We start from the raw sequence: 25,396 nt of genomic DNA, 5'->3' as shown, positions 1-25,396 counted from the left end.
GAGGGGGGGGTGTTGGGGGGGGGCGTCTTCGGCTGAAAGTGCAGCCCGGGCTTTTTCCCGTAGCACCCGGACAGCCTCCTCAGGATCTGACGGGCCTTCCGATTCTGACGCGCCCTTTGAGCTCATCGTCCGTGTCGATGCGACGTGGACGCAGAGGTGAGCGAAGCGCTCCTGGCGAAAAGCCCCGAGAGGTCGGTGCCGTCCTCTCGGGCAACCAGACAAGCGGACTGCCGCCCCTGGAAACCTCTTCCTCGCTCATGTGGACGCAAGAAAGGGCCGTATTCCGGGAGGCCGTGGCCCTCATCGCGACTCGACTTGTGCGCTTCGCTTCTTCGATGGAGGTGACCGGGCCCTCCAGCACGACGAGAAGATCCACGTCGCTATTGGGCCGAACGCAGGGGCTCACGGAGATCCGGAGGAATGGAGACGATTTCCTCTCGCATGGGCGGACCTCTCTTGGGGATCTTGGGGAAGCTGTCGAGAAGAACAGTTCTGAGCAGGCGGCAAACCTACCGACTGTGTGTGCCATGTACCCACGGGGCGGAGGATCTTTCCGAGCAGGCCGCTGGGGGCGCGGCAGGCACACGCCTCAGAGCTCCTCGACCAACATTCCACCGGTTTGCTGTCCGTCATGGCCGATCTGATTCCTGAGTCTTCAAACTGACGGGGACAAGCCCCCCGCCCTGACGGCCAAAGAGGCACGGAAGCGTCTCGACATGATCGTTGAGGAGAAGCAGGGTCTACCTCGGTTGCGCGATCGGGCGATCATCGGCGGGATGACGCATGCATTTGCTCGCGTCTCGGCGGTTTGCCAGTTCGACGCTGGAGACTGCTTCCGGAGAACGGGGGCGACCGGAAGACCGATCGGCACGTCGCCGGGCCGCTTCACCAAGTCGAAGGCGTCGTGCGGCTCCCCCATGGCGGTGTAGGAGCGGTATTTCATCGGGGCGCGCTCGACACAGATTCCCCGATCGGGCTGCGTATTCTCGCCGCCGCGCTCCATCAGATCTCCGCACGCCCCTGCGCTGGACCGCCGAGCACCTTCGAGAGATCCACCGCTCTCGCCCAGAGCGCCTGATCTTATACGGATCGTCTCTAGGAACCTGTGTTGGTTTTGGATCGGATGGGAGAGCGAGCATCGAGGAGTCGAAAATCGGCGCATGGTCGAGGGCTGTCGTGGTGCGCCCCGAGACAGAAATTGAAACAGGTTCTAGGTGTAGGTCATGAGGAAGCGGCATCTTGGACATTTGTCGGGTTGTGAGTGCACGATCACTTACAGTCGTCTCGTCTCCCCCCTCGGAAGTTCACTGTTTTTCTGGAGTTTCATTTTTCTGCGCCCCCGTCAGTCTCCGATGAAGAAGGAGTCCGAGAGAACAGTGTGTGAGGACGAACGTGGTAATGAGTGATCAATCACTCACAATCGTACTTCTTCACATCGGCGTTTCTGTGCCACGCTGGAGGCGCCGGCCTCTGATCGCACTTTCCGACGTCTGGTTGTGCTTGCAGTAGGTGGAATGTACGATGTTTCCCGTTCGAGAATTTCTTGTTTTCCCTGCACTCAACCCGCTAGGACCGTGTTATTCCGACAGATCAACGACGAGAAGCTCGCGCAGTACGCCTATCTCATCGGCTGTCAAGAGACCGGCGAGGCGCTCCTGGTCGATCCGGAACGGGACATCGACCGGTACCTGGCCCTCGCCGAGGCGGAAGGGATCGAGATTGTTGCCGTCACCGAGACCCACATCCATGCCGACTTTCTGTCCGGCGCCCGCGAGATGGCCGAGCGCACCGGCGCGTCGCTCTACCTCTCGGATGAGGGCGGCGAGAACTGGAGGTACGAGTGGGCCCAAGGCCCCACCGAGACCGGGAGAGACTACGACGTGACGTGGCTGCACGACGGGGACACGTTCCACGTGGGCAATGTCGAACTCGAAGTCCTCCACACGCCCGGGCATACCCCGGAGCATCTGTCCTTTCTCGTGACGGACCGGGGCGGGGGCGCGGACGAACCGATGGGCCTCCTCACCGGCGACTTCGTGTTCGTCGGCGACCTCGGGCGGCCGGACCTTCTGGAGTCGGCCGCGCAGGTGGAGGGGGCGATGGAGCCCTCGGCGCGCTCGCTCCATGCGTCCGTGCAGCGCTTTCTTGATCTCCCCGATCACCTGCAGGTGTGGCCCGCCCACGGGGCTGGGTCGGCCTGCGGGAAGGCGCTGGGCGCGGTGCCACAGTCGACCGTCGGCTACGAGAAGCAGTTCAACCCGATGATCGAGGCGGCCCGGATGGGCGAAGACGCGTTCGTGGAGGCGATCCTGGAGGGGCAGCCCGAGCCGCAGATGTATTTCGCCCGCATGAAGCGGGACAACAAAGAGGGGATGCCGGTGCTGGGATCGCTGCCGTCCCCCCGCGAGCTGACGGCAGGTGAGCTGAAGACGCTTGCCGAGGCCCGGGAGGCCGCGGCCGAGGAAGATCGTCTCATTATCGACACGCGAACCGACCGGTCCGCCTACATGGCCCGCCACATTCCCGGCAGCCTCTACGCGCCGATGAACGACACTTTCAGCGCGGTGGTCGGGTCGCTCGTGGAGGACGAGACGACGCCCATTGTGCTGGTCACAGATGAGGAGGACGTGGAGGGGGCCGTCCGCGACCTGGTGCGGATTGGGTATGACAACGTCGCCGGTTTTGCGGAGATCGACACGCTTCGGCGCTCCTTCGAGGCGGGCGGCCCGAGCGAGACCATCGACGAGATTACCTTCGACGACGTCGACGCTGAGCTGCCGGACGAGGATACGGTCGTGCTGGACGTACGCTACCGCTCGGAGTACGAGGCGGGGCACGTAGACGGCGCCCTCAACGCCTCCTACACCCGCATGCCGGAGTACGAGTCGGACCTGCCGGAGGGCAAAACGATGCTGGTCCACTGCGGCAGCGGGGCGCGTGCGGCGGCGGCGTCCTCGTACCTGGCGCGGGCCGGGCGTTCGGTCACGTACGTGAACGACCACTTCGCAAACTACGAGGCGAGACCGGAGGAGGCCGTCGCGGAGTAGTACTAAGTGCTGGGGATAACTGTGCACTTCACGACGGAATTTCCGGAACGAATCGTCGTGAGGCACGCATCGCGACAGGCTTTCCGGTCTATGCGGACCGGAAGAGACGAGTAACGATCCTCGGCAATTAGCATACTCCGTCGATGATCGGAGCAGAGGCGTCCCGGGGCTATTCCCAGACACCCGCTCCACATTAGTGGCTGTTTTCTTTCCCTTCCATCCCTTTCCCATGGCAATCGCATCTTGGCCCCAGGCCTGATGGTGTCCCAGTCCGGGGCGGTGTGTTCGCACTCTCACGTGTCCTCTTGCCCGCGCCATCCGGGCAGTTTCGTTAATCAGAGGCGGACGAGCCTTCACGCCACGAAGGAAATTTTGACATACGATTGCCCTCCCCCCTTCCCCAAATGCCCTTCTCCACATGTACGCGGCCTGGCTCGGTGCACTTCTCGTCGGACTCGTCCTCGGCCTGCTCGGGTCGGGCGGGTCGATCTTGACGGTGCCGGTGCTCGTCTACCTCGTCGGCGAGCCCAATAAGCTTGCCATCGCCGAGTCGCTTGGCATCGTCACCCTTATCAGCTTCGTTGGGGCGCTGCCGTTCGTCTACCGCGGGCAGGTGAGCTGGCGGAACGTCGGCTGGTTTGGTGGACCCGGCATCGTGGGGGCCTACCTTGGGGCGTACCTGTCGCAGTTCATGCCGGGGGAACTGCAACTGGCCCTCTTCGCCGGGGTCATGCTGCTGGCGGCCGTCATGATGTTTCGTCGGACCGCCTCGGACTCGGGGCAGGACCACGCTCGGCTGTACTGGAAGGTGATGCTTGACGGCTTCGGCGTGGGCCTGCTGACGGGCGTTGTGGGGGTCGGCGGCGGGTTTCTGATCGTTCCCGCCCTCGTGCTGCTCGGAGGGCTCCCGATGCACCTGGCGATCGGGACGAGCCTCTTCATCATCTCCGTCAAGAGCATCAGCGGATTCGTAAAGTACATCGACGTGCTGGGCCAGGCCGGCTTCTCGATTCACTGGGACCTCGTGCTCATCTTCTCGGCGATCGGCATCGTGGGCAGCTTCATCGGGGGAAAGGTCGGTTCGCATGTGCCACAGGCACGTCTGAAGCGGGGCTTTGCGGCCTTTCTCGTCTTGATGGGCGTGGTCATCTTGTGGCAGAACGTGACGGCATTGGTGGGATAACTCCTTGAGGCAGGCGTCCCCTGCGTCACGACCTGCTCTTAACGAGATCGTAGGTTGTACCTGGCCTGATCAGGAGTCGTGTTGAGGACAGAAAGAACGCGGGTGCAAGTCACGAGGGGGACCGGCCCGTCAGAAACGGCAGGAGCCAGGCCCGGTCGTCGTCCGTGAGAAACTGCTCCATGAACAGCCCGACCGGATACCAGATCACCATGCGTTTGCTTCCGGTGACCACCCGGCCGAACATCCTGGGCGCATCGCCCGGCAGTCCCCCCTAGATCACGCCCGTCTGTCGCCAGGCGTCCAACGCCAACGTAGCAACGAGTCCTGCCCCGAAGCCGACGACGATGCGGCGGGAAAGACTCGGGTACCGATGCCGGCTGTAGAGCGCGATGCCGGCCAGCACCACGGGCGCGAGGACGAGTCGGTTCTGATCCCGGGATTGCGTGGCGGAGGAAGCGGAGGGGGCGGTCGTGGGCTACAGAAGCCTGTTCATGGTCTTGTTATATATCAAGACAGTTATATACTAAAGCAATGTTTTGTTTTCTTCGGTACGTGCCCGTGCCCACCGCTGCCCAGGACGCCGTGCAGGACACGGACGTTGGTCGCCCGGACGGCTAGGAGAGGGTTGGCGACCTCGTCAAGCTTCCGGGCTTTGTCCCCATTGTGATCACGCCCCATTGTGATCACGGGAGTCGAACGCTCCACGCCCCAGGGGGCAACGCCCGCCGGTGGTCCTCGAGGGCCTGTCGCGTAGCGGCCTGGGTCTCGTAGCGGCCGACGACGACCCGGAAGTGGCGGGTCTGATCGAGCACGCGTTCGACAATCCGCACGGACATGGGCGCGTCCCCGAAGCGCCCCCGGTACCGCTGTGCCATCTCTTCCGCCCCGGCACGGCTGCGCATGGAGGCGACGCCGATCGCCCACTCAGCAGCCGGGGCCGGCGCGCGGGCCGTTTGATTCGCAGGCCGCTCTGCGTGCACTGTCATGGAGCGCGCCTCCGTCCCCCCGTCATTGGACACGCGAACCCGGACCGTGTGCCGACCCGGCCGCTCGAAGGTATGGGTGGGCGCAGGCCCCGCGTCGGAGGTATCGTCGCCCACAATCCACCGGTGGGTAAACGGCCCGTCTCCCTCCACGGCACTGCGGAGCTGAACGGGCTCGCCCACCCGAACCGGATTGGGACGCGCGGTCAGGGAGACGATCCAGGGCGCGTCTGGGGGGGACGGTGGCTCCGCCGCACGGGTGACCCGAATCGTCGTCGACGCCGTCGCCTCCCCGGCCTCGTTGTGCGCCGAAAAGGTGACCGGGTAGGTGCCCGGCCGGCCGTACGTGTGGGTCATCGTTGGGCCCGTGCCCTCCGTCCCGTCCCCGACACGCCACCGACGGTCGAGCGGGCGGGCGGCCTCGTCCTCGTTGATCGTCGCCGTGAGCGTGACCGGTGTGCCCACCTCCACCTCGGCGGGAACGGTGAGGGCGACGATCTCGGGCGCAGTCGGCGTCGTAAGGCTAAACCTGAGCCCGAAGCCCAGGGGCTGGTTGACGGTGTCGAACGCCCTTCCTCCCCCGGCGGAGCCCGGCGGTTGGTCCGCCCCGTCCACTGCCTCGTCCGGAAAGGTCGTGTTGAGGCGAGACTCGACGTAGACGGAGACGCCCCGGCTGGCCCGGATGTCGATTCCGCCCCCGACCGAGGGGCCCACCCCGGTGCGCGTGGGCCCGCCGACCGTCACGTTGAGGCCGGCATCAAGATAGAATGCGACCCGCTGGTCCGACGCACCGAATGTGTAGCGCCCCAGCAGGTGGGACGTGTACCGGCGGTACGAATCGGTCGCGGGGGTGACGTTTCCCACCGACCCGTAGCTGCCGGCCTGCCCGCCCAGGGCAAGGCCCCAGCTTGGGGACAACTGGTACCCCAACTCCCCGGCCGCCACGAGGGGAGGGTGGCTCAGCGCGTTGGCACCGAATGTTTGGGGCGCCCCGGCCCGCTGGCCCGCCAGGTCGCCGGTGTAGCCCGAAAGGCCGGCGCCGAGTTTGCCGTAAAACCCACTGTCAAGGTGCTGGGCCTGGACGGTAGGCCCGCTCCCCAAAACCAGAAGCACAGCCCCGAGGAGAGCGAGCCCTCCCTCCGGTAGACGGGACAGGTCGAGACTGAGGAGGCGCATGACGCATCCAGGTTGATTTGTTCTCCCTCTAGACGGGAAAGAAGGCCAGGACGTAATCCGAGGGGGCTGCCTGCACGTTCGGGGTTCTGTTATCGCTCCCAGGCAGAAAACATTAAGCCTCGCAGAGCTCTGGGGCGGGCCCACATCCCTCTCAGAAAAATGCCACGACCGCCCCCTCGGTCCATCAACCGTTCTCGACGGAGGATCTGCGCGTTCGGTCTCGAAATGAGTTGGGCGGTGCTACTCCCACACAAACTGCCCCCCTTCCTGGATGACGGTCCCATCGAACTCGATGCGACCAGCGCTCGTGTCGAGGATCATATCGACGTGCACCGCGCTGTCGTTGCCGGTCTGCCCCTCGCCCACATTGGCGTCGTAGGCGCGGCCGAGGGCCAGATGGACCGTCTCGCCCATCTTCTCGTCGAAGAGCATGTTTTTGGTGAACCGGTCGATCTCGCGGTTCGTCCCGATGCCAAGTTCGCCGAGGCGCCGGGCCCCGTCGTCGGTATCGAGCAAGTCGTCGAGGGCCTCCTCATTGCGCTCGGCGGCCGACTCCACCACCGTTCCCTCCTCGAAGCGCAGGCGGACGCCCTCCATCTCGCGCCCCTGGTGGATCAGCGGCTTGTCGAAGAGCACGGTTCCTTCCACACTGTCGGGCACGGGGGCGGTGAAGACCTCGCCACTCGGCATGTTGTGGCGCCCGGCCGAGTTGATGGCGTGCATGTGCTCTACGCTCATCCGGATGTCGGTCTCTCCGGCCACCACGCGCACCGTGCTCGCGTCCTCCAGCCGCCGGCGAAGCTCCTCCTGGTACTCCTCGACCGCCGCCCAGTCGCGCAGGATGGCCCCGTAGACGAAGTCGCGGTACGCCCCGAGCGACAGGTCCGCGGCCTGGGCGTGCGCGTTCGTGGGATGCTGGGTGAGACACCATCGCTTCGACAGGCGCTCCTCGATGATGGGCTTGTGCACCCGAGAGCGCTCCGCGAGATGCGTGCCGGGGACGTCGTTGAGAGCGGCCAAATTCGGGCTCGACCGGACGTGAATGGCCACGTCACACGTCTCGTAAAGGGCCAGCGTGTGCTCGGGCAGCGTGAAGTCCCCGTCGTGGGCCTGGAGGTGCGCCCGAGAGGCCTCTCCCGACGTATACAGTGTCATCGGGTTCGCCCCTCGGGCACCGAGCTCGCGGTGAAGGGCCACGACGAGATCGTGGGCCTCGGGACCGGCCGCGATAACGACGTCGTCACCACGCTGGACGTCCGTCGACCAGTTGAGAAGGGTGCAGGCGTGTTCGTTAATCCGTTCGTCCATAACACGTACTCAATGCGGATAAGAATCGTCGATTACTGCGGGAGCGGGATCCCCGGCGACGCTCCAGAAGCGGTTCACGGTCGGGCCCGTCTCGTGTTCGGAGTCCTTCCGTCTCGTCTTTCGCGGGCTCATGCCTCCGGAAGACCCACTTATTCACTCTTATTTAATTTTTTCTTTACTTAAACAGAACAGGAAAGGTTGACATTCCCGGGGCGAATTTTGCTATTATGTGGAATGAGATACTGAAAGAAAAACTTGGTTCGTCCGTAGGGGCAAACCCGTCTTGCCCTGATCTTCCTCCCGTCGCCTCCCCCGAGCACCTGCCTTGTGCACAACGTTGTCTACCGCATCGCCCTGCTGATGAGCGTCGGCGGCCTTGTGCTGTTGGCCCTGGCGGGGCCGGGCGATGACCTCCAGACGACCCTGGGCGCGATGGGGCTCGTCGGCGCGGGGCTTCTGGTGGGACTGGGGACACTTCTGAAGGTACTGGGATACGTCGGAGAAGGAGCGGCCGACGCGGAAGACCTCGGGTAGACCGTCTCGTAGGCTCGGAGGACCCGCGGGGCCCTCATGCCGACGCCAAGAGGACGGCGCGCCGAAGCTCTGTCCAGCGCCCGTCCGTTTCTTCGGGGTGGTGCGGGTTCTTTTCGCGCAGCCATTTCTCGACGGTCGTGACGTGCACGTCCTCGTCCGCTTGATGAGCCACTTCTCGGAAGACTCCCTCGGTGGTCTCCGTCTCAGCCGTCCCCATTGCCTCCCAGGCAAGGGTCGCATAGCGTCGTGTGGTGGGAGGCACGTCGATTTCTTCTTCCACCGCGGTGGGCCCGAGGGCCCGGCGCCGCAGATCGTGGGCAACAAGTTGCTTCCGTACCTGCAGCGCGTGGTACCGGAGCGCCTCCTGCACGTGCCGGGCCTGCTGCTCGGCCGTCATCGGGCCTTTGGTTTCGACGGGGCCGGGCTCTGGGAGGCGTCCCTCCAGTCGCTCCATTTCCTCTTCGATCGTGGCCCGGAGGGCCCGGAGGTCCGCGAGGCCCAGGTCGTCGATCTGCACGACGGCCCGGTCGCGGGCCAACCGCAGACGCTCGCGCCATTCGGCCCGGAGCTGCCGAAGGGACCGCGGGGGGACGTCTTTACTCATTACGACTCAAGTGGGGCACACGGGGCTACAGGCGAATGCATGGTCTGACACGTACCCGTCCGGCACAGTGGTTCCGACGGGCCGCCCCAATGTGGAGGCCGGATCGTTCCTTGGCGGACACGTGTTACGAAACTGTCTTTCGCTCTTTCGATCGACCCGTTCATGTCCATGCTTCGCAGTCTCGAAGCCCAACGCGATCTCGTCCTCGATGCCCTTCGCGTGTACTTGGGCACGGGCCTGTTTTTTCGGGGCCTGGCACTGCTCTTCACGGAGAAGGGACTGCAACAGCTACTGGGCACCGCGGAGCCGAGCCTCGGGCTTGCCGGGCTTTCCGTATACGTAGCCACGGCCCACCTGGTGGGCGGGGCGCTTCTTGCCGTAGGCCTCTACACCCGCCTCGCCGCCCTCGTGCAGTTGCCCGTCCTCGGCGGGGCTGTCTCTCTCGTGCACTGGCAGGACGGCTTGCTGTCGGCGAACCAGTCGCTGGAGTTTTCGGCGCTGGTGCTGTTTCTGCTCCTGCTCGTGTGCACGTTCGGCAGCGGGCGGTGGTCGCTGGACGCGAAGTGGCGGCGCCCCCCAGTTCCTGTGGCATCGGGGTCACATCGGTAGACCGGCAGGGCAGAAGGAGAACGAACGGCCGTCCGTCACAGAACGTCGGGGCAGCGGGCGCGAGAGGTGCGGAGCCCACGTACTCGTGAGCGACCCAGCGCCTCTTCGGCGGCGCAGTGGTTTCGCGCCTCCCTCCGGACCCACATGTCCCTCGGGGCGACCTCGTCTTCGTCGAGGAGAGCCCTTATCGTCGGACAACCGCGAGGGTTCAATGACCGTCTTTGCGCTTGTTTCCCCACGGAGAGACGCGTGTATCCATGATTTTTCCGGCCGAATGCCCACGCCCCTCTCGCATTTCGCACCCGCTCAGAGCGAACTCGATGCGCGCCGCAAGGGAGACGCCCGATCAGTCGCCGCTCACGCGCCGTATATTTTCCGACACATGTCCCCGCAACGAGAGGTTTTCTTTCGGGGCGGCACTGAGAGACACGCCTCCGCGCTGGACGATTGGGGATGGAGCAGGACCAGCAAGAAGAGAGAACGCTGGCTTGGGCCCGATACAAAAAAAGCGCCTTCGTGGAGAAGGTGGGCCTTTGTCATCTGCATCCACACACAGTATAACAAAACCACCCCCGGGGCACGCTTAAACGCAGGCTCACAATCTTGTAACGAGATGAGGCAGAAGGAGCCTTTTGCGACGACACGCGTGCCGCGAGGCATGTTCCTGTGCGGTGATTTGCCCTTATCCCAATGCCCCGATAGATTCACCCCCAACAATCTCTTCGCCGCCCCCAAGCCCCATGTCCAACAAACCCCTGACGCCAGGCCAGGCGCTCGGCCGATGGATCCTTCACGTTATCATCTTTCTTTTGTCCGGTGGAGTCGCGGCCGGCATCTCGGCCCTTGCCTACCAGACAATCGCTCAAACCCAGACCCCGCTCGGCATCTACGCCGTTATCTTTGCGGCGAGCGGCGTCATCGCGTACCGGCAGTCGGAGCGTGTGCTCGAGAATGAGACGTGAGGCGTGGGACAGAGTGCAGAAAGTGCCAAACACGCCGGGGCTAGACACCGCACGCCTCGCCTCAGGCATCACGCCTCAGGCCCCTCTTCCTCTTCTTGTCGCTTCGCCCGGGCGTACAGCTCCGTGACGACGGAGGCAAGCAGTTCCGGCTGTTCGTCGGACAGCTCTTTCACAAGCGGGACGAAGTCTTCGGCGCTCTGCTCCAGCCCGTCGGACGAGGGATCCGTGTCGGCGTAGCGCTCTTGGAGCAGCTCACGAGCTTCGCTGTGCGGATCCTTGGGGAGCTCGGCCTTCTCCAGCTCAATGTCGTAGGTGTTGGCCATCCGCTTGAGCTCGTACTCGTCCTCGTGGGTCGAGAGGACGATCGTCGTGCCCTCTTCCCCGGCGCGGGCCGTGCGGCCGGAGCGGTGGATGATGTACTCGTGGTCCTGCGGTACGTCGTAGATAAAGACGTGACTCAGGTCGGACACGTCGATGCCCCGGGCCGCCACGTCCGTCGCCACGAGGAGACGCAGCTTTCCCTCGCGCAGGTGATCGAGGGCCTTCTCCCGGTTGCGCTGGGACAGGTCCCCGGACATCTCGTCGACATCGTAGCCCTTGTTGGCGAGAAACTTGTTGAGGTAGCTGACCTCCCGCTTCGTGTTGGCGAAGATGAGGGCGGAGTCCGGCTCTTCCAGCTCTAGCAGCTGCGCCATCACCCGATCTTTGTCCATCGGGTTCACCAGATAGTAGCGGTACTCGTTTTCTTCCACGCTCACCTTGTCGGTACTGAGCGAGAGGAAGCCCGGATCGTCCAAAAACTCGCGGGCCACCGACCGCACCTTCGGCGGCATGGTGGCGCTGTACATGTACGAGACCCGGTCCCCCGGTACGTGCTCGACGATGTCCTTCATGTCTGGGTAGAAGCCCATCGACAGCATCTCATCGGCCTCATCGAGGACCAGCATCCGGAGGGTACCGGCGTCGAAGTGGTCCTTCTTGATGTGGTCGAGGATACGGCCGGGCGTGCCAATAACGACCTGCGCGCCGTTCGTCAGCCCGTCGATCTGCGGCTGGTACCCGACGCCGCCGTAGATGAGGACGGCCTCCATTCGGTTCGTGCGCGGCGTCGCAATTTTCATCTGCTCGAACTCCTCGTGGATCTGCCGCGCCAATTCTCGCGTGGGCGTGAGGATGAGAACCTGCTGCTCCTCTTTGTCCGGGTCGACCAGGTCAAACAGCGGCAGCAGAAACGCGCCGGTCTTGCCCGAGCCGGTCTGGGACTGTACGATCAGGTCGCGCCCGTCGAGGGTGTAGGGGATGGCCTTGCGCTGCACGTCCATCAGTTCCGACCAGCCGGCGGCATGCACCGCCTGCTCCATGTGCCCGGAGAGGTCGTCCACCGTCACTTCGTCGAGGGGCGGGTCCGGTTCGTGCAGCTCCGATCCCACCTCGTCGCGGCGCCGCTCCTTCTGGGCCTCCGAGGTCAGGTCAATGACGTTCGTGTACTTGCTCTGCGGAATATCGGCAGCCATGCGGCAAACAATTCGGGATCAAGTTGTGGGGGCGTCGAAAGGACTTCTCCAGACGGGCCTCGCCGCCGTCTCCGTCGTGCTGCTGGACAGACAACGGAGAACCGCGCGTTGAGGCATCGAGAACGGTACGGGATCCTGTTCCTGATCGATCCTCTCACTCCTTAACGGACTGAAAAAAGGAGGCGGCTTCTGCGAGGCGAGGCCTACATCGAGAGCCCCCCGTTGACCTGCAGGACATGCCCTGTGATGTAATCGGACGCCGGGGACGCCAGAAACAGGACCGCCTCGGCAATCTCTTCGGTCGTCGCGAGCCGGTCGAGGGGCACAGCATCGAGAATGGACGCCCGCGTCTCGTCGTCCAGCTCGTCGGTCATGTCGGTCTGCACGTATCCCGGGGCCACCACGTTCACCGTCACATTGCGGCCGCCGAGCTCCTTGGCGAGGCTCTTCGAGAAGCCCACGATGCCGGCCTTGGAGGCGGCGTAGTTCGTCTGGCCCGCGTTGCCCGTGGTGCCGACGACGGAGGAAATGTTGACGATCGAACCGCTCTGCTGGCGCATCATGGGCATGTACGCCGCCTTGCAGAAGTTGAACGTGCCCTTCAGGTTCGTGTCGATCACGTCGTCCCAGTCGCCTTCGCCCATGCGGAGCAGAAGCCCGTCTCGTGTGATGCCGGCGTTATTGACGAGCACATCGAGCGACCCGAAGTGCTCCGTCACGGCGTTTACGTGGGCCTGGGCCGCATCCAGATCGGCCACGTCTCCCTGTAGCGACAGCGTCTCGGTGCCTTGGTTTTCGAGCGACTCGACGAGGGACGCGGCCGCGTCGGTTGACGAGCGGAACGTGAACGCCACGTCGGCCCCGGCCTCGGCGAACGTTTCGACGAGGGCGCGTCCAATGCCGCGCGTGCCACCGGTGACGAGAACGGTGGAGCCGTGAAGGTCGACCTGCATGAAGGGCTGTACGCTGTGAGCGATGTGGTATGGAGGAACCCCGCCGCAATCTGGTTCGGAAAATTGGGAATCCCGTCCAGAAAGGCAAGGCCCTTCCCCCACGATTCTCACAGTAACGCCCCGGCCGATACGGAGGAACACCTGCCCCGATGCCACCGGAGAACCGCTTGGCGGCACGGCGGGGACCTCACGGCGAGCCCAGTGGTGTCGCCGGCCCCAACGCCTCTGCGCTGCTTCGTGGGGCTTCTTGCGTCGCACCCTGCGCCGTCTCTGAATCCGCCCATCGCCACGAAAATTCTTGCCGCGACCCTCTTCCCGTCTGGCGGACGCGAAGCTCCATTTTCGAGGCATTGGCGAGAATGTCGGTTCCCCCCACCCTTCGGGGAAAGAAGAGCGAGTTGCGGCGGTAGAGGACGGTCTGCCCCCCCGACACAAACGCCTCCCGGAGGGGGCCGTGATCTGACTGAATGGGACGGTGCGTCTCTTCCCCCACGCGGAGCTCCGTCCGGGCGCTGGGCCCCGTAATGATGCCGTTCATGCCCCGCTCCACGAACCAGTACACGTCGATGTGGATCGTCTCGGCGTACTCTGCACGCCGGTCGTCAAGGACCTCTCGGGCCTGCTCCTTCCGGAGGGACAGCACGCCCACCTCCGGCTGGAGCGACATGAGCGAGAGCTCAAGGCTCCAGAAGGTCGCGTAGGTCCGGCTTCGAAAGCTGCGCCCCGTCCCTACGTTTTGAAGACTGCTGGACCACTTTTCGGTGAGCGACTCGAAGTCGCGTTCGGTCTGGAACTGAACCTTGTCGTCGCCCTCTGAGATGGTGAGGGCCTCCAGGGAATCGGGATGGTGGTCCACAGTTCGCTCCGCCGGCAGGAACCGCTGAGAGAGTTCGCCCTCGTCGACCGAGTAGGTGTCGCCGCCCCCGCACCCCGCGAGGACCCCCGTGGCGAGACACAATCCAACGAGCCAGCGAACCAACAAGCGCGGAGGCAACGAGCCGAGTGCAGCCATGGGACGACGGCGGTTGGGACGGAGGCCAACAGTCAGTTTCTGCGACGTGCAAGGGATAGCACTCCTCCTTCCGGCGTGCGTTCCTCCGTCTCGGTTCGTCCCTTTGCCTCCTATGCCTCGGCCAGATGCTCAATCTCTTCGGGGGTGCCCGCTCCCATCTGTTCGATCCCCTCATCCGCATTCAGCGTACGCCCCACGAGGCCCTGCAGCACCTGCCCCGTTCCCACCTCTGTGAAGTGGACGGCGCCGTCATCGTGCATGCGCCGAAGCGTGGGCGCCCACTGGACCGGGGACAGGAGCTGTTCTGTGAGGCAGCGTCGGATCTCATCGGGGTCCGTCGTCGGCTCGGCCGTCACGTTCGGGTACACCGGGCAGCGGGGCGGCTCGATGGTCACCGCATCGAGCACCTCCGTGAGCCCGTCCCGGGCGTAGTCCATGAGGGGCGAGTGGAAGGCGCCGCTCACCGGCAGGGGCATGGCGCGCCCCTCCACCGCCTCCGTGGCCTGCTCCACCGCCTCGATGTCACCAGAGATGACGATTTGGCCCGGGGCGTTGTAGTTTGCAGGCCGGACGACCCCGTCCCCGGCCGCCGAGAGGTCTTCGCACACCTCTTCGACGTGGGCGGCGTCGGCCCCCAGCACGGCCGCCATGCGGCCCGGGCGCCGCTCTCCGGCCTCGCCCATGAGCTCCCCGCGCCGGCGCACCACCCGCAGGCCGTCCTCGAAGGAGAGCGCCCCCACCGCCGCCAGCGCGCTGTACTCCCCGAGGCTGTGCCCCGCCGCCATGTCAGGCTCCAGGCCGTGCGCCTCGAGCACCGCCATCGCCGCCAGGCTGTGCGTGTAGAGGGCCGGCTGCGTAATCTCCGTTTGCTTCAGCTTTTCCGCCGCCGCGTCCGAGTCTCCCTCCAGCCCAAACATCAGCGTGAGGAGGTCGACGTCGAGAAGGTCGTTGGCGGTCTCGAAGCGGGCCCGAGCGTCCTCGTATCGTTCGTAGAGCTCGTGCCCCATTCCCACGGCCTGAGAGCCCTGTCCGGGAAAGAGAAACGCAGTTGCCATAGCAGTGTCGAGGGGGAGGGTTCGAAGGGCGCGTTCAGAATCGGCGTTGGACAGAAGGGGGCGCGGGTTCTCGTTCGTGGATTGCTCACCCGTAGGCCCAGGTGAGGTGGCCCGCGCCCCAGGTCAAGCCGCCGCCAAAGGCCGTCACGATGAGGTCGTCGCCACGCTCCAGCTCGTCCTCCCAATCATACAGGCACAGTGGAATCGTCGCGGCCGTGGTGTTGCCGTAGCGGTCGATGTTGACCATGACCTGGTCGGCCGAAAGGCTGAGCTGCTTGGCCGTCGCGTCGATGATGCGCTGGTTTGCCTGGTGCGGCACGAGGTAGTCCACGTCGTCCCCGTCGAGGCCGGTGCGGTCCAGCACCTCTCTGCACACGTCCGCCATCCGGGTTACCGCGAGCTTAAAGACCTTCGGCCCCTCCTGTTCGAGGTAGTGCATGTGGGCGTCGACGGTCGCGTGGGTCGATGGGTGGAGGCTGCCGCCCCCCTGCATGCGCAGCAGATCGCTGTGCTCCCCGTCTGCATGATGGACGGCGTCGTGGAGTCCGGCCTCTTCGTCGGCCTCCAACACCACGGCCCCCGCCGCGTCGCCAAAAAGGACGCAGGTGGTGCGGTCCGTGTAGTCCACAATTGAGCTCATCTTGTCGGCCCCAATCACAAGCACCGTCTCCGCCTGGCCCGTCTCGATGAACTGGGCCCCCGTCGTGAGGGCGTAGATGAAGCCGCTGCACGCTGCCGACAGGTCGAACCCCCACGCGTTGGACGCCCCGAGGCTGTCCTGCACGAGGCAGGCCGTGGCCGGGAAGAGCATGTCGGGCGTCACCGTGGCCACGACGATCAGGTCCACCGCGTCCGGCCCGATTCCGCGCTTGTCGAGGGCCTCCTGGGCGGCCTCCGTCGCCATGAAGGCCGTGGCCTTGCCGTCGTCGCCCAGAATGCGCCGCTCCTGGATCCCAGTCCGGGTGCGGATCCACTCGTCACTGGTCTCCACCATCGACTCCAGGTCGCCGTTCGTAAGCCGTGTCTCGGGCAGGTAGTGGCCGACGGACGTGATGGCGGCCTGGCGGGAAGGGGGCGAGGGAGAAGCCATGGGACAACCGGACAGTGCAAAAAAGACGGGGTCCGCCCGGGCGCTACGCGGAGGACGACTGAGAGGACGACTGGAATGCGTCCTCCAGCGCGTGGGCGACGTTCTCAGTGGCGATGGTGCGGGCCGAGTGGATCATCTGTGCAATGACATCCGGAGACGAGCTCCCGTGCCCCACGAGCACATTTCCGTTGACGCCGAGGAGCGGGGCGCCCCCCAGTGCCTCCGGGTCGAATCCCTCCCGCACTTCGTCGAGCACGCCCGACACGAGCTGTTTCTGTTCGGGAGCGAGGCCCTGCTGCTCCATCTCTTGTCGACACATGTCCGATAAGACGGTCGACATGCTTTCGCCAAACTTCAGGAGCGCATTGCCCACGAATCCGTCGCAGATGATAATGTCGGCGGCGTAAAAGAGCAGGTCTCCCCCTTCTACGTTGCCGACAAAGTGCACATCATCGGCGTCGTGAAGCAGATCGTGGGCGGCCTTCACCTGCTCGTTGCCCTTGCCTGGCTCTTCACCGATGTTGAGGAGCCCCACCGACGGCGGGTCGGTCTTGAGAACCTGCCGCGCGTAGACGGTGCCCATCCGGGCGAACTGGAGAAGATGGGCCGGCCTGCAGTCCACGTTGCTCCCGATGTCGAGGACCACAGAAGACCCTTCGAGGGTCGGGAAAAACCCAGCGATTGACGGCCGCTCGACGCCCGGAATTCGCTGCAGGATGAACATGGACGCCGCCATGATGGCCCCCGTGTTGCCGGCACTCACGAAGGCATCGGCGTGGTCGTCGTGGTGCGCCGCCAGGCCACGGTGGATGGACGAGTCGGTCTTCTGCTTGACGGCAGTCGACGGGGCCTCCCCCATGCCGATTGCTTCGGGAGCATCGATGACACGAAGCCGCTGCTCCGGCGCGTCGGGGCGTGACGCCAGAAGGGACCGGAGCTGCTCCTCCGGGCCCACGAGGAGCACCGAGAGTTCAGCCTGGGTCTGGTGAAGGGCCTGAACGGCCCCGTCCACGACTGTTTCTGGGGCCTCATCGCCCCCCATTGCGTCCACTGCGATACGCGATGCTGCCATACGAACGGTCCGTGTGTCTGCCAGAACATGCGTGTCAGAGGGGAGACTGCCGCCGCACCGGAGGGGCGTTTCTCTAATGAGCATCTAATGGGTACGACGGCATACCGGCGGAAACATAGGTGTGCGCACAGACAATCGCCGGATGCACATCCGCACTCGGGACGAAGACCCGACAAAAAAGCTGATCTGGACTGGGGCGGGGGACATGCGGCGCCGGTCAGTCCCGAGCACGAGCTTTGTCAACGGGGATGTGCCGAACAACGCCTCGCCAGCCCCCTACGCAATCAATTCGTCAGACGGCTCAATGACCTGTCGCCCACGGTAGTGCCCACAGTGCTTGCACGCTCGGTGCATCACCTTCGGGTTTCCACAGTTGTTGCATTCCATGAGCTGAGGAGGCTCCAGCTCGTTGTAGTAGGTCGAGCGGCGCTTTCGAGTGCGCGACTTCGAGTGTCGTCGTTTCGGGACAGCCATGGCTCAGGATCGTCGGAACAATGAACGTCAGATTCGGGACGGGGCGCCATCAAGCACTTGGAATGAAGGCCCCGGTATGATGGAAGGATCGCCGCCGGTGTTCAGAGTCCTGGGCTCATTTCGCCCAGAATTTACACCCCGCGGAGCTTGTCTGGGGAAGGCATCGCACCGTCACTCGTCGTCCTTCAGCTCTTCCAGGGCACTCCAGCGCGGATCAACGGGGGACTCTCTCTCGTCGTCGCCCGTGTCCCCGAACTCCCGCTCAATGGGCTCATCGTCGGCCCCCGGGGCAATGCAGCGCTGCGGGATGGCGAGGAGCAGAGTGTCGCGGACCACATCCGTGAGGTCAATCTCCCGGTCGGACGAGGTGAGCGGGCGCACCTCTTCGAACTCTTCTCCTTCCTGCCCGACCATGGATGGGGGACCGAAGAGCACATTGTACCGGCCCTCCAGGGCCTCGTCGTAGGGCCGAAGCGTACGATCGCACGTCAACTCGGCCGTGGCCGTCGCGTGCATCTTCACGAGGATACGGTCACGATGGTACTGCAGCTCAACGTCGACCTGAAGATCGCCAAACGTAGTGGGATCCAGGTCGGCCTGGCTCGCGGAAGGAGCGAATTCCAGTTGATGAATGCCCGTCGAAAGGGACGTAATGTCGATGGTCAGCATGCGCCCGAGCAAGGCCATTCGGTCGGTTTTGCGGAGTTTTTGTGGAATGATGCCGTCTCACCAGAGTTCCTGTGTTGGCGAGTGCTTGACGAATGCGCTCGGGGCTCCCCCACGCTCCCCGCCCTCCCTCCGTCAAGATTACAGGAATCCCTTCGGGGGACAAAAACCTAGCTTCCCCTCATCCGTGCCACAGTGACTGCAATAAATCTTTTGATGTGAGGACGTAGCCCACAAGAACGTTCCGCATGTGACTGATGCTGCCACCCCGGCGGGCCTGTAGGATTCCCTCGGGGCTCAGGCGTCCCTTCACGGCGCCACATTCCTGTGTCTCCGCTTCGTCTTCCGGACCTGTGCCAACCGACGCATCCCGACCGATGAATACGCAAAGCTTTAAGACCTTCAACGCCAAGCCGGACGAGGTAGAGCGCGACTGGTATGTTGTGGATGCCACGAACCAGATCGTGGGCCGCCTCGCCTCTCAGATCGCCCGCGTGCTGCGCGGGAAGCACAAGCCCACCTTCACGCCGCACGTAGACACGGGCGACCACGTGATTGTGGTGAATGCGGACAAGGCTCGGTTCACGGGGAAGAAGGAGCAGCAGAAGGAGTACCACGAGCACAGCGGCTATCCGGGCGGCGACCACGCACATTCCCCCGAAGAGATGCGGGAGGACAAGCCCACGCACATCATCGAGGAGGCCGTAGCGGGCATGTTGCCCACGGGCCCTCTAGGGCGGGATACGTTCAAGAAGCTAAAGGTCTACTCGGGCCCCGACCATCCCCACGAGGCCCAGCAGCCCGAGCCGCTCGACACCGCGTGACGGGCCGTTTGCCCTTTTGCCGACGCACTTTTCCGAAACTTTGACCTCTACTCATGCCCACGATGACCCAGTATCAGGCCATTGGGCGCCGCAAAACTTCTACGGCGCGCGTGTACCTGCGGCCGGGCGACGGCTCCAGCTTCGTCGTCAATGAACAGGACGCCGAGGACTACTTCCCAATTGCCTGGCGCCGCCGCACCCTCGATCAGCCCTTCGATGTGACCGACACAGTCGGTCAGTTCAACGTGAAGGTCAACGCGTCCGGCGGTGGTCTCACTGGACAGGCCGAGGCCATACGGCTCGGCATCGCCCGGGCGCTGGTTGAGTACGACGAGGAACTGCGCGCGCCCCTCCGTGATGCCGGCTACCTGACACGCGACGACCGGATGGTCGAGCGCAAGAAGTACGGTCAGCCCGGTGCCCGCAAAAAGAGCCAGTACAGCAAGCGTTAGACAGTTGCGAACGGCGAATGGCGAGTGGACATCACTCGGCACTCGAAGGTCGCGGTTCGGTGCTGCACCAATCAACCATACGGCCCGATGCGACAGTGGGTTGATCGTGGGAATACACGGTTTCGCTGCGCAGGCGACGGTCGTAGTAGCGCAAACCCAACTTCCCATGCACTTGTAGACCCTATTTATGGCTGACGAGACGACTACAGAGACCCCGGACACCCGGGACGAAGATGCCCCCGAGGACCCTACGCCCGAAGCTGAGGATCCCACACCCGAGGCTCACGACGATTCCCCCGACGACTCTACGGACGAGGCCGGTCCTGCAGATGACGATGAGGCGTCCGCCGCGGACACGGCCGACGCCGCGGACCAAGATTCTGCCGACGCGGACGACGCTTCTGGGGAGGAGGAGGAGATCTCTCACCGTGTGACCATCGAGGCGCTTTTGAAGGCAGGGGTTCACTTTGGCCACCTGACGAGCCGGTGGAATCCGCGCATGGAGAAATACATCTTCATGGAGCGGAACAACATCCACATCATTGACCTGATGCAGACCCAGGTTCTCCTCGACGAGGCGGCGCAGGCCGCCAAGCGGTTTGCACAGCGGGGCAAGAAGATTCTCTTCGCCGGCACCAAGAAGCAGGCCGAGGACATTGTCCGCGAGCACGCCGAGGAGTGTGGCATGCCGCACATGGTCGACCGCTGGCTTGGCGGCACCATGACCAACTTCCAAACGATCCGGAAGTCCATCCGCCGCATGGAAGAGATCGAGCGAATGGACCGGGACGGCACGCTCGACAAGTTGAAGAAGAAGGAGAAGCTGATGCGGCTCCGCGAGCACGAGAAGCTCGAGGAGACGCTCGGCGGCATCCGCGACATGGCGAGCCTTCCCGGGGCCATCTACATCGTTGACGTGCAGCGGGAGGACATTGCGGTGAGCGAGGCCAACAACCTCGGCATCCCGACCATCGCGATGGTGGACACCAACGGGAACCCGAAGAACATCGACTACCCGATCCCGGTCAACGACGACGCGCTGAGCTCGATCGAGCTGGTGACGTCCACCCTCACGGACGCCGTTCAGGAGGGCCTGCACGAGCGCCGCATGCAGAAGGAAGAGAAGAAGAAGGCAGCCGCGTAGGGCCAATGCCCCTGTCCTGTGCTGTCCGTTTCACCCGATCCCTCCCCAACCGACGAGACATGAGCGTTTCTGCCAAACAGGTAAAAGAGTTGCGCGACGCCACGGGCGTCGGCATGATGGACTGCAAGGATGCCCTGCAGGAGACCGACGGCGACTTCGACGAGGCCGTCAGCCTGCTTCGCAAGAAGGGCCAGGAGGTCGCCTCCGACCGTGCCGCGGTGGAGGCCGACGAGGGCCTCGTGGCGACGGCCGTGTCCGACACCGGCCGTGCCGGTGCCATCATCGAGATCAACTGCGAGACCGACTTCGTCGCCCGCAACGATGACTTTCAGTCGTTCACCCACACGGTGGCGGAGCAGGTACTGCAGGAGAAGCCCAACGACCTAGAGGAACTGAAGGGCCTTTCCTACGAGGACGACGTGACCGTCGAGGATGAGCTGGTTGCCCTCACCGGCCGCATCGGCGAGAAGCTCACGATCCGTCGCTTCGACGTGCTCGAAAGCAAGGACGGCGAGGTCATCTCGTACGTCCACCCGGGCTCGAAGCTTGGCGTGCTCGTGGAGGTGCACGGCGACGGAGAGGCGGAGGAAACCGGCCGCGACGTCGCGATGCAGGTGGCGGCCCTGGAGCCAATCGCCGTCACCCGGGACGAAGTGCCCGAGGAGGTCAAAGAGGAAGAGCGAGAGGTCGCCCACGAGGCAGCCGTCAATGAGGGCAAGCCCGAGCATGTCATCGACAACATCGTGGAGGGCAAGCTCGAACGCTTCTTCGAAGACCACGTGTTGATGGAGCAGGCCTTCGTGAAAGACTCGTCGGTCTCGGTGAAGGAGATGCTCAACGACGCCGACCTCTCAGTGGCCCGCTTCACGCGCTACGCCCTCGGCGATTAGGCGCGGGCATCCTGCGTCCTGTCGGCGTCGCGTGGAACGCCCCTCGCCCCTCTCGCGGGCCGTGCGGAGCCGTCCGTCCTGTCTGACCGGCGCGCACACGGCTCCATTTTCTCCCAAAAAAGAACGGGACCGGCCGGACGCCCGCACAGTCAACCTGAACGCGCACCCAGCGGTGCATCCTTCTATGAGTGCTTCCTCCGACAACGGATCAGACTCGTCCCTCCAATACCAGCGTGTGCTGCTGAAGCTCAGTGGACAGGCCCTGTTGGGGGAGCGGGAGTTCGGCATCGACGAGACGGTGCTCCGCACCTACGCAAGCGAGGTAAAAACGGCCGTCGAGGCCGGGGCCGAGGTGGCCGTCGTCATTGGGGGCGGCAACATTTTTCGGGGGGTTGAGCACGCCATGGAGGGCATGACGCGGGCGCACGCCGACTACATGGGCATGCTGGCCACCATGATCAACGGCATGGCACTCCAGGATGCCTTCGAGCAGGTCGACCTCGTCACGCGTCTGCAGTCGAGCATCAAGATGGAGGAGATTGCGGAGCCGTTCATCCGCCGCCGCGCCATCCGTCACCTCGAGAAGGGACGGGTCGTCATCTTCGGGGCCGGCACCGGCAATCCGTACTTCACCACCGACACCGCCGCGGCCCTCCGAGGGCTTGAGATCGACGCCGACGTCATTTTGAAGGGGACTCGGGTGGACGGCATCTTTACGGCGGACCCCGAGGAAGACCCCTCCGCCGAGCGCTTCGAAGAGATTCACGGCCGGGAGGTCATCGACCGCGACCTGCGCGTCATGGACATGACCGCCCTCACGCTCTGCCAGGAGTCGAAAATGCCCATCATTGTGTTCAACATGGGCACGTCGGACAACCTGCGACGCCTCCTCGCCGGAGAAACCGTGGGGACCCACGTGCATTGGGACGAAGCCAAGGCCGACACCGAACGCGTGCCGGCGTGACGACGGCCGTCCGCGCCACGCTCTTACTCACCAAATTTCCCTCTCGCCCATGCCCGACGACCCCATTCAGGACATCCTGGACGAGGCCGACGAGGAGATGGAGGAGTCCGTGTCGTACTTGCGCTCGGAGCTGCGCACGATTCGTGCCGGACGCGCCTCCCCGGCCATGCTCGAAAACGTGACGGTGGAGTACTACGGCTCCCAGACGCCCCTGGAACAGGTGGCCAGCGTGAGCGCCCCGCAGCCCGACCTCATCATTGTGCAGCCGTTCGACCGCAGCGCGATCGAGAACATCGAACGGGGCATCATGAAGGCCGACCTGGGCCTGAACCCAAACAACAGCGGTGAAAAGATCCGCATCCCCATCCCGCCCCTCTCCGAGGAGCGCCGCAAAGAGCTTGTGGAAACGAGCCGAGAGCGAGCGGAGGAAACGAAGATCTCGATCCGCAACATCCGGCGCGATGCCAAAAACGAGATCCAGAGCGCCGTCGAGGAGGCGAACTTCTCCGAGGACGTGCTCTACGGCGCGGAGGAAGATCTTCAGGAGATCACCGATACGTACACCGGGCGCGTGGAGGGGCTTCTGGAGCAGAAAACGGAACAGATCATGGATGTCTGACAAGACCGAGTCCGAATCTCTGGGAGGAGCTGTCTCTCCCGTCCCGCCACCTTGGAGGGGTGACCGAGTGGTCGAAGGTGCTCGCCTGGAAAGCGAGTGTGCCGTTTCCACGGTACCGAGGGTTCGAATCCCTCCCCCTCCGCCGTTTGTCCCGCGGCGCATTCCGTCCCGAACGCCCCCGCAGTGCCCGCCTTCCGCCCGGAAGGCGGGATTTCGAAAATGAGGCCCTCTCACTCACGCTTTCCACTTGCTCCGTCTCTCTTTTATGGTTCGCAGCATGACGGGCTTCGGGCGCGGCCGCGCCAGCACCAAGGGCGCCTCGGCGACCGTCGAAATTCAGTCGACGAACAAGCGCCACCTCAACATTTTCGTCCACCTCCCCGACCCGCTTCCCGAGGCGGAGTCGAACGTGCGGATGCGGATGAAGGAGGCATTCGAGCGGGGCCAGTTCGACGTCAACGTCTCCGCCGAGCTCAGCGGCTCGGCCCCCCTGCCGGTCGAGGTGGACGCCGACGCGGCGATGCACCGCAAGCAGCGCCTGGAGAAGCTCGCCGCGGCGGCCGAGATCGAGGCCCCAGTCCGGCTCGATCACCTGATGGAGTTCGACGACATCTTTGCCGGGGAGGAAGAACGGGAGGCGGCCAAAATCCAGCGCGCCTGGCCGGCCGTGACACAGGCCCTCGACGCCGCCATCGACGACCTCCAGGCCATGCGGCACGAAGAGGGCAACGCGCTGCGCGAGGACCTGGAGGAGCGCACCCGTGCCATCGACGATCATCTCGACGCCATCGAGGCACGGGCCCCTGCCCGCGTCGAGGAGCGCCAGGCGCAGCTCCGTGAGCGTCTGCACGGGCTGCTCGACGATGAGCACCTCGATCCCGACCGCCTCGAAACCGAAATTGCCCTTCTCGCCGACAAGCTCGACGTGACCGAAGAGTGCGTCCGCCTCCACTCCCATCTCAAGATGTTTCGGGAGGCCCTCGATGCCGACGAGCCGTCGGGTCGGAAGCTCAAATTCATCACCCAGGAGATCCACCGCGAGGCGAATACAATCGGCGCCAAGGCCGACGACGAGGCCATCTCGCGGCAGGCAGTGGAGATGAAGGAGGAGATCGAAAAGATTAAGGAGCAGATTCGCAATGTTGAATAGCACCCGGGTTGAAGGCCCAGCGTTGAAAGGCCGGAGGGTCGGTATCGATCGGCTGATCCTAGCCTCTTTCAACCCTCCAACCCTCAACGTTTCCCACCATGCCCGACCGTAACATCGTCGTTCTCACAGCCCCGAGCGGCGCCGGCAAAACCACCATCGCCCATCGGGTGCTGGGAGCAATGCCAGAAATGCAGTTTTCCGTGTCGGCCACGACACGTGCCTCCCGCCCCAACGAGACCGACGGCGAGGACTACCACTTCCTCTCCCCCGAGGAATTTCGCGCACGGATCGACGCCGGCGACCTGCTCGAATACGAGGAGGTGTATCCCGATCAATTTTACGGCACGCTCCGATCGGAGGTCGAAGATCAGGCCGCCGACGGGCCTGTACTGCTCGACATTGACGTCAAGGGGGCCCTCAACGTCAAGCGCATTTTCGGGAACGATGTCCTCATCCTGTTTGTGGCGCCCCCCTCACTCGACGAGCTGCAACGCCGGCTCGAAGGGCGGGGCACCGAAGACCGCGAATCCCTTCAGGATCGCCTCGACCGGGTCGAGCAGGAGATGGCCAGGGCCGACGACTGCGATGCGGTGGTCGTGAATGATGATCTTGACACCGCGGTCGAGGAAACCCTCACCCAAATTCGTCAGTTTCTGAACTCGTGACGATGGGTACAGTACCGGCATTCCACCGGCGGTCCCTCACCTTCTTTCGAAGTAGCCCCGTTCTATCATGGCAATCGAAACGTTAAACCTGGACGAGCTGGCTGAGAAGACCGGCAACCTCTACGAGACCGTCGCCGTTTTGTCAAAGCGGTCGCGACAGGTGGCCTCCGACACGCGCTCGGAGTTGGACGACAAGCTGTCTTACTTCGAGGGCTTCGGCCCAGAGATGGAAGACGCCCGCATGCAAGAAGAGCAGGAGAAGGTTTCCCTCGAATACGAGAAGGAACCGGAGCCGACGGAAGTCGCCATTGATGAGTTTCTCGGGGACAAGATTTATTACCGGAAGCCCGACGACGAGTAGTCCGCGGGTGTCTGCGCGGCCCGGGTGGGCCCTTTCCTGCGCAGGCGCCCCTCCAAACCAGCGGTGGGGCGCCCCGTCCCCACGA

General features: G+C 64.2%; 25 protein-coding genes and 1 tRNA gene. 15 read left to right on the top strand and 11 right to left on the bottom strand.

All coding sequences use genetic code 11. The annotated features are described in order from the left end of the window. Window positions 1–1,574: 1,574 nt before the first annotated feature. Both B7R93_RS11495 and B7R93_RS11490 read left to right on the top strand, forming a co-directional pair. On the top strand, window positions 1,575–3,047 hold the full coding sequence (locus tag B7R93_RS11495; RefSeq protein WP_103020892.1) for an MBL fold metallo-hydrolase: 1,473 nt from the start codon (window positions 1,575–1,577) through the stop codon (window positions 3,045–3,047). A 418-nt stretch (window positions 3,048–3,465) separates the two neighbouring features. Continuing rightward, the gene (locus tag B7R93_RS11490) at window positions 3,466–4,230 is read left to right on the top strand and encodes a sulfite exporter TauE/SafE family protein (protein ID WP_103020891.1); all 765 of its coding nucleotides are present in this window, start codon (window positions 3,466–3,468) and stop codon (window positions 4,228–4,230) included. 683 nt (window positions 4,231–4,913) lie between these two features. Here B7R93_RS11490 and B7R93_RS11485 read toward each other — a convergent pair. Together B7R93_RS11485 and B7R93_RS11480 are read right to left on the bottom strand one after the other, a co-directional pair. Beyond that, window positions 4,914–6,389: a PKD domain-containing protein gene (locus B7R93_RS11485; RefSeq protein ID WP_103020890.1), complete on the bottom strand. Its 1,476-nt coding sequence runs from the start codon at window positions 6,387–6,389 to the stop codon at window positions 4,914–4,916. A gap of 240 nt (window positions 6,390–6,629) precedes the next feature. Continuing rightward, on the bottom strand, window positions 6,630–7,697 hold the full coding sequence (locus B7R93_RS11480) for an aminopeptidase (RefSeq protein WP_103020889.1): 1,068 nt from the start codon (window positions 7,695–7,697) through the stop codon (window positions 6,630–6,632). A gap of 327 nt (window positions 7,698–8,024) precedes the next feature. Here B7R93_RS11480 and B7R93_RS11475 point away from each other — a divergent pair, with 327 nt between their 5' ends. After that, entirely contained in the window at window positions 8,025–8,231 is a 207-nt protein-coding gene (locus tag B7R93_RS11475) for a hypothetical protein (protein ID WP_232798362.1), read from the top strand. A 34-nt stretch (window positions 8,232–8,265) separates the two neighbouring features. Here the strand turns inward: B7R93_RS11475 and B7R93_RS11470 are convergent, their stop codons facing one another. Further along, complete coding sequence (locus B7R93_RS11470; protein ID WP_103020887.1) at window positions 8,266–8,835, bottom strand: hypothetical protein; 570 nt, start codon at window positions 8,833–8,835, stop codon at window positions 8,266–8,268. A 168-nt stretch (window positions 8,836–9,003) separates the two neighbouring features. Between B7R93_RS11470 and B7R93_RS11465 the strand changes: the two genes are divergently transcribed. Both B7R93_RS11465 and B7R93_RS11460 read left to right on the top strand, forming a co-directional pair. After that, window positions 9,004–9,444 carry a DoxX family protein gene (locus B7R93_RS11465; RefSeq protein WP_232798361.1) on the top strand — a complete coding sequence of 147 codons (441 nt, stop codon included), beginning with the start codon at window positions 9,004–9,006 and terminating at the stop codon, window positions 9,442–9,444. Window positions 9,445–10,184: 740 nt separating this feature from the next. Then, complete coding sequence (locus B7R93_RS11460) at window positions 10,185–10,406, top strand: hypothetical protein (protein ID WP_103020885.1); 222 nt, start codon at window positions 10,185–10,187, stop codon at window positions 10,404–10,406. 68 nt (window positions 10,407–10,474) lie between these two features. Here the strand turns inward: B7R93_RS11460 and B7R93_RS11455 are convergent, their stop codons facing one another. From B7R93_RS11455 to B7R93_RS11420, 8 genes are all read right to left on the bottom strand, one after another. Beyond that, entirely contained in the window at window positions 10,475–11,920 is a 1,446-nt protein-coding gene (locus tag B7R93_RS11455; RefSeq protein ID WP_103020884.1) for a DEAD/DEAH box helicase, read from the bottom strand. A gap of 203 nt (window positions 11,921–12,123) precedes the next feature. Continuing rightward, complete coding sequence (fabG, locus tag B7R93_RS11450; RefSeq protein WP_103020883.1) at window positions 12,124–12,873, bottom strand: 3-oxoacyl-[acyl-carrier-protein] reductase; 750 nt, start codon at window positions 12,871–12,873, stop codon at window positions 12,124–12,126. A gap of 187 nt (window positions 12,874–13,060) precedes the next feature. Further along, window positions 13,061–13,885 (bottom strand): hypothetical protein, encoded by an 825-nt coding sequence (locus B7R93_RS11445; protein ID WP_232798360.1) that lies wholly within the window; start codon window positions 13,883–13,885, stop codon window positions 13,061–13,063. A 110-nt stretch (window positions 13,886–13,995) separates the two neighbouring features. Further along, complete coding sequence (fabD, locus tag B7R93_RS11440; RefSeq protein ID WP_103020882.1) at window positions 13,996–14,940, bottom strand: ACP S-malonyltransferase; 945 nt, start codon at window positions 14,938–14,940, stop codon at window positions 13,996–13,998. Window positions 14,941–15,025: 85 nt separating this feature from the next. Next, the gene (locus B7R93_RS11435; protein WP_103020881.1) at window positions 15,026–16,030 is read right to left on the bottom strand and encodes a beta-ketoacyl-ACP synthase III; all 1,005 of its coding nucleotides are present in this window, start codon (window positions 16,028–16,030) and stop codon (window positions 15,026–15,028) included. 43 nt (window positions 16,031–16,073) lie between these two features. Continuing rightward, window positions 16,074–17,102 (bottom strand): phosphate acyltransferase PlsX, encoded by a 1,029-nt coding sequence (gene plsX, locus B7R93_RS11430; RefSeq protein WP_103020880.1) that lies wholly within the window; start codon window positions 17,100–17,102, stop codon window positions 16,074–16,076. 276 nt (window positions 17,103–17,378) lie between these two features. After that, the gene (gene rpmF / locus B7R93_RS11425) at window positions 17,379–17,576 is read right to left on the bottom strand and encodes a 50S ribosomal protein L32 (RefSeq protein WP_011402828.1); all 198 of its coding nucleotides are present in this window, start codon (window positions 17,574–17,576) and stop codon (window positions 17,379–17,381) included. A 171-nt stretch (window positions 17,577–17,747) separates the two neighbouring features. After that, window positions 17,748–18,245, bottom strand: a complete 498-nt coding sequence (locus B7R93_RS11420; RefSeq protein WP_232798359.1) for a YceD family protein — start codon at window positions 18,243–18,245, stop codon at window positions 17,748–17,750. A gap of 374 nt (window positions 18,246–18,619) precedes the next feature. On the opposite strand from B7R93_RS11420, the gene rplM reads away from it, so the two are divergent. The 10 genes from rplM (at window position 18,620) to B7R93_RS11370 (ending at window position 25,311) form a co-directional block, all read left to right on the top strand. After that, entirely contained in the window at window positions 18,620–19,066 is a 447-nt protein-coding gene (rplM, locus tag B7R93_RS11415) for a 50S ribosomal protein L13 (protein ID WP_103020878.1), read from the top strand. Window positions 19,067–19,119: 53 nt separating this feature from the next. Continuing rightward, a complete protein-coding gene (gene rpsI, locus B7R93_RS11410) occupies window positions 19,120–19,518 on the top strand; it encodes a 30S ribosomal protein S9 (RefSeq protein WP_103020877.1) in 399 nt (132 codons plus the stop codon). 187 nt (window positions 19,519–19,705) lie between these two features. Continuing rightward, window positions 19,706–20,662 carry a 30S ribosomal protein S2 gene (gene rpsB / locus B7R93_RS11405; protein ID WP_103020876.1) on the top strand — a complete coding sequence of 319 codons (957 nt, stop codon included), beginning with the start codon at window positions 19,706–19,708 and terminating at the stop codon, window positions 20,660–20,662. A 59-nt stretch (window positions 20,663–20,721) separates the two neighbouring features. Beyond that, window positions 20,722–21,552 carry a translation elongation factor Ts gene (tsf, locus tag B7R93_RS11400; protein ID WP_103020875.1) on the top strand — a complete coding sequence of 277 codons (831 nt, stop codon included), beginning with the start codon at window positions 20,722–20,724 and terminating at the stop codon, window positions 21,550–21,552. 184 nt (window positions 21,553–21,736) lie between these two features. Further along, window positions 21,737–22,516: a UMP kinase gene (pyrH, locus tag B7R93_RS11395; protein WP_103020874.1), complete on the top strand. Its 780-nt coding sequence runs from the start codon at window positions 21,737–21,739 to the stop codon at window positions 22,514–22,516. A 49-nt stretch (window positions 22,517–22,565) separates the two neighbouring features. After that, window positions 22,566–23,135 (top strand): ribosome recycling factor, encoded by a 570-nt coding sequence (frr, locus tag B7R93_RS11390; protein WP_103020873.1) that lies wholly within the window; start codon window positions 22,566–22,568, stop codon window positions 23,133–23,135. Between the two features lie 53 nt (window positions 23,136–23,188). After that, window positions 23,189–23,277 (top strand) — tRNA-Ser (locus tag B7R93_RS11385). 123 nt (window positions 23,278–23,400) lie between these two features. Then, the gene (locus B7R93_RS11380) at window positions 23,401–24,285 is read left to right on the top strand and encodes a YicC/YloC family endoribonuclease (RefSeq protein WP_103020872.1); all 885 of its coding nucleotides are present in this window, start codon (window positions 23,401–23,403) and stop codon (window positions 24,283–24,285) included. A 98-nt stretch (window positions 24,286–24,383) separates the two neighbouring features. Next, entirely contained in the window at window positions 24,384–24,950 is a 567-nt protein-coding gene (gmk, locus tag B7R93_RS11375) for a guanylate kinase (protein ID WP_103020871.1), read from the top strand. A 67-nt stretch (window positions 24,951–25,017) separates the two neighbouring features. After that, window positions 25,018–25,311, top strand: coding sequence for a DNA-directed RNA polymerase subunit omega (locus B7R93_RS11370; protein WP_103020870.1), 294 nt, complete (start codon window positions 25,018–25,020; stop codon window positions 25,309–25,311). Window positions 25,312–25,396 lie beyond the last annotated feature (85 nt).

Source organism: Salinibacter altiplanensis (assembly GCF_002894645.1).
Taxonomy (GTDB): Bacteria; Bacteroidota; Rhodothermia; order Rhodothermales; family Salinibacteraceae; genus Salinibacter; species Salinibacter altiplanensis.
This window is presented reverse-complemented; position numbering and strand designations above follow the sequence as displayed.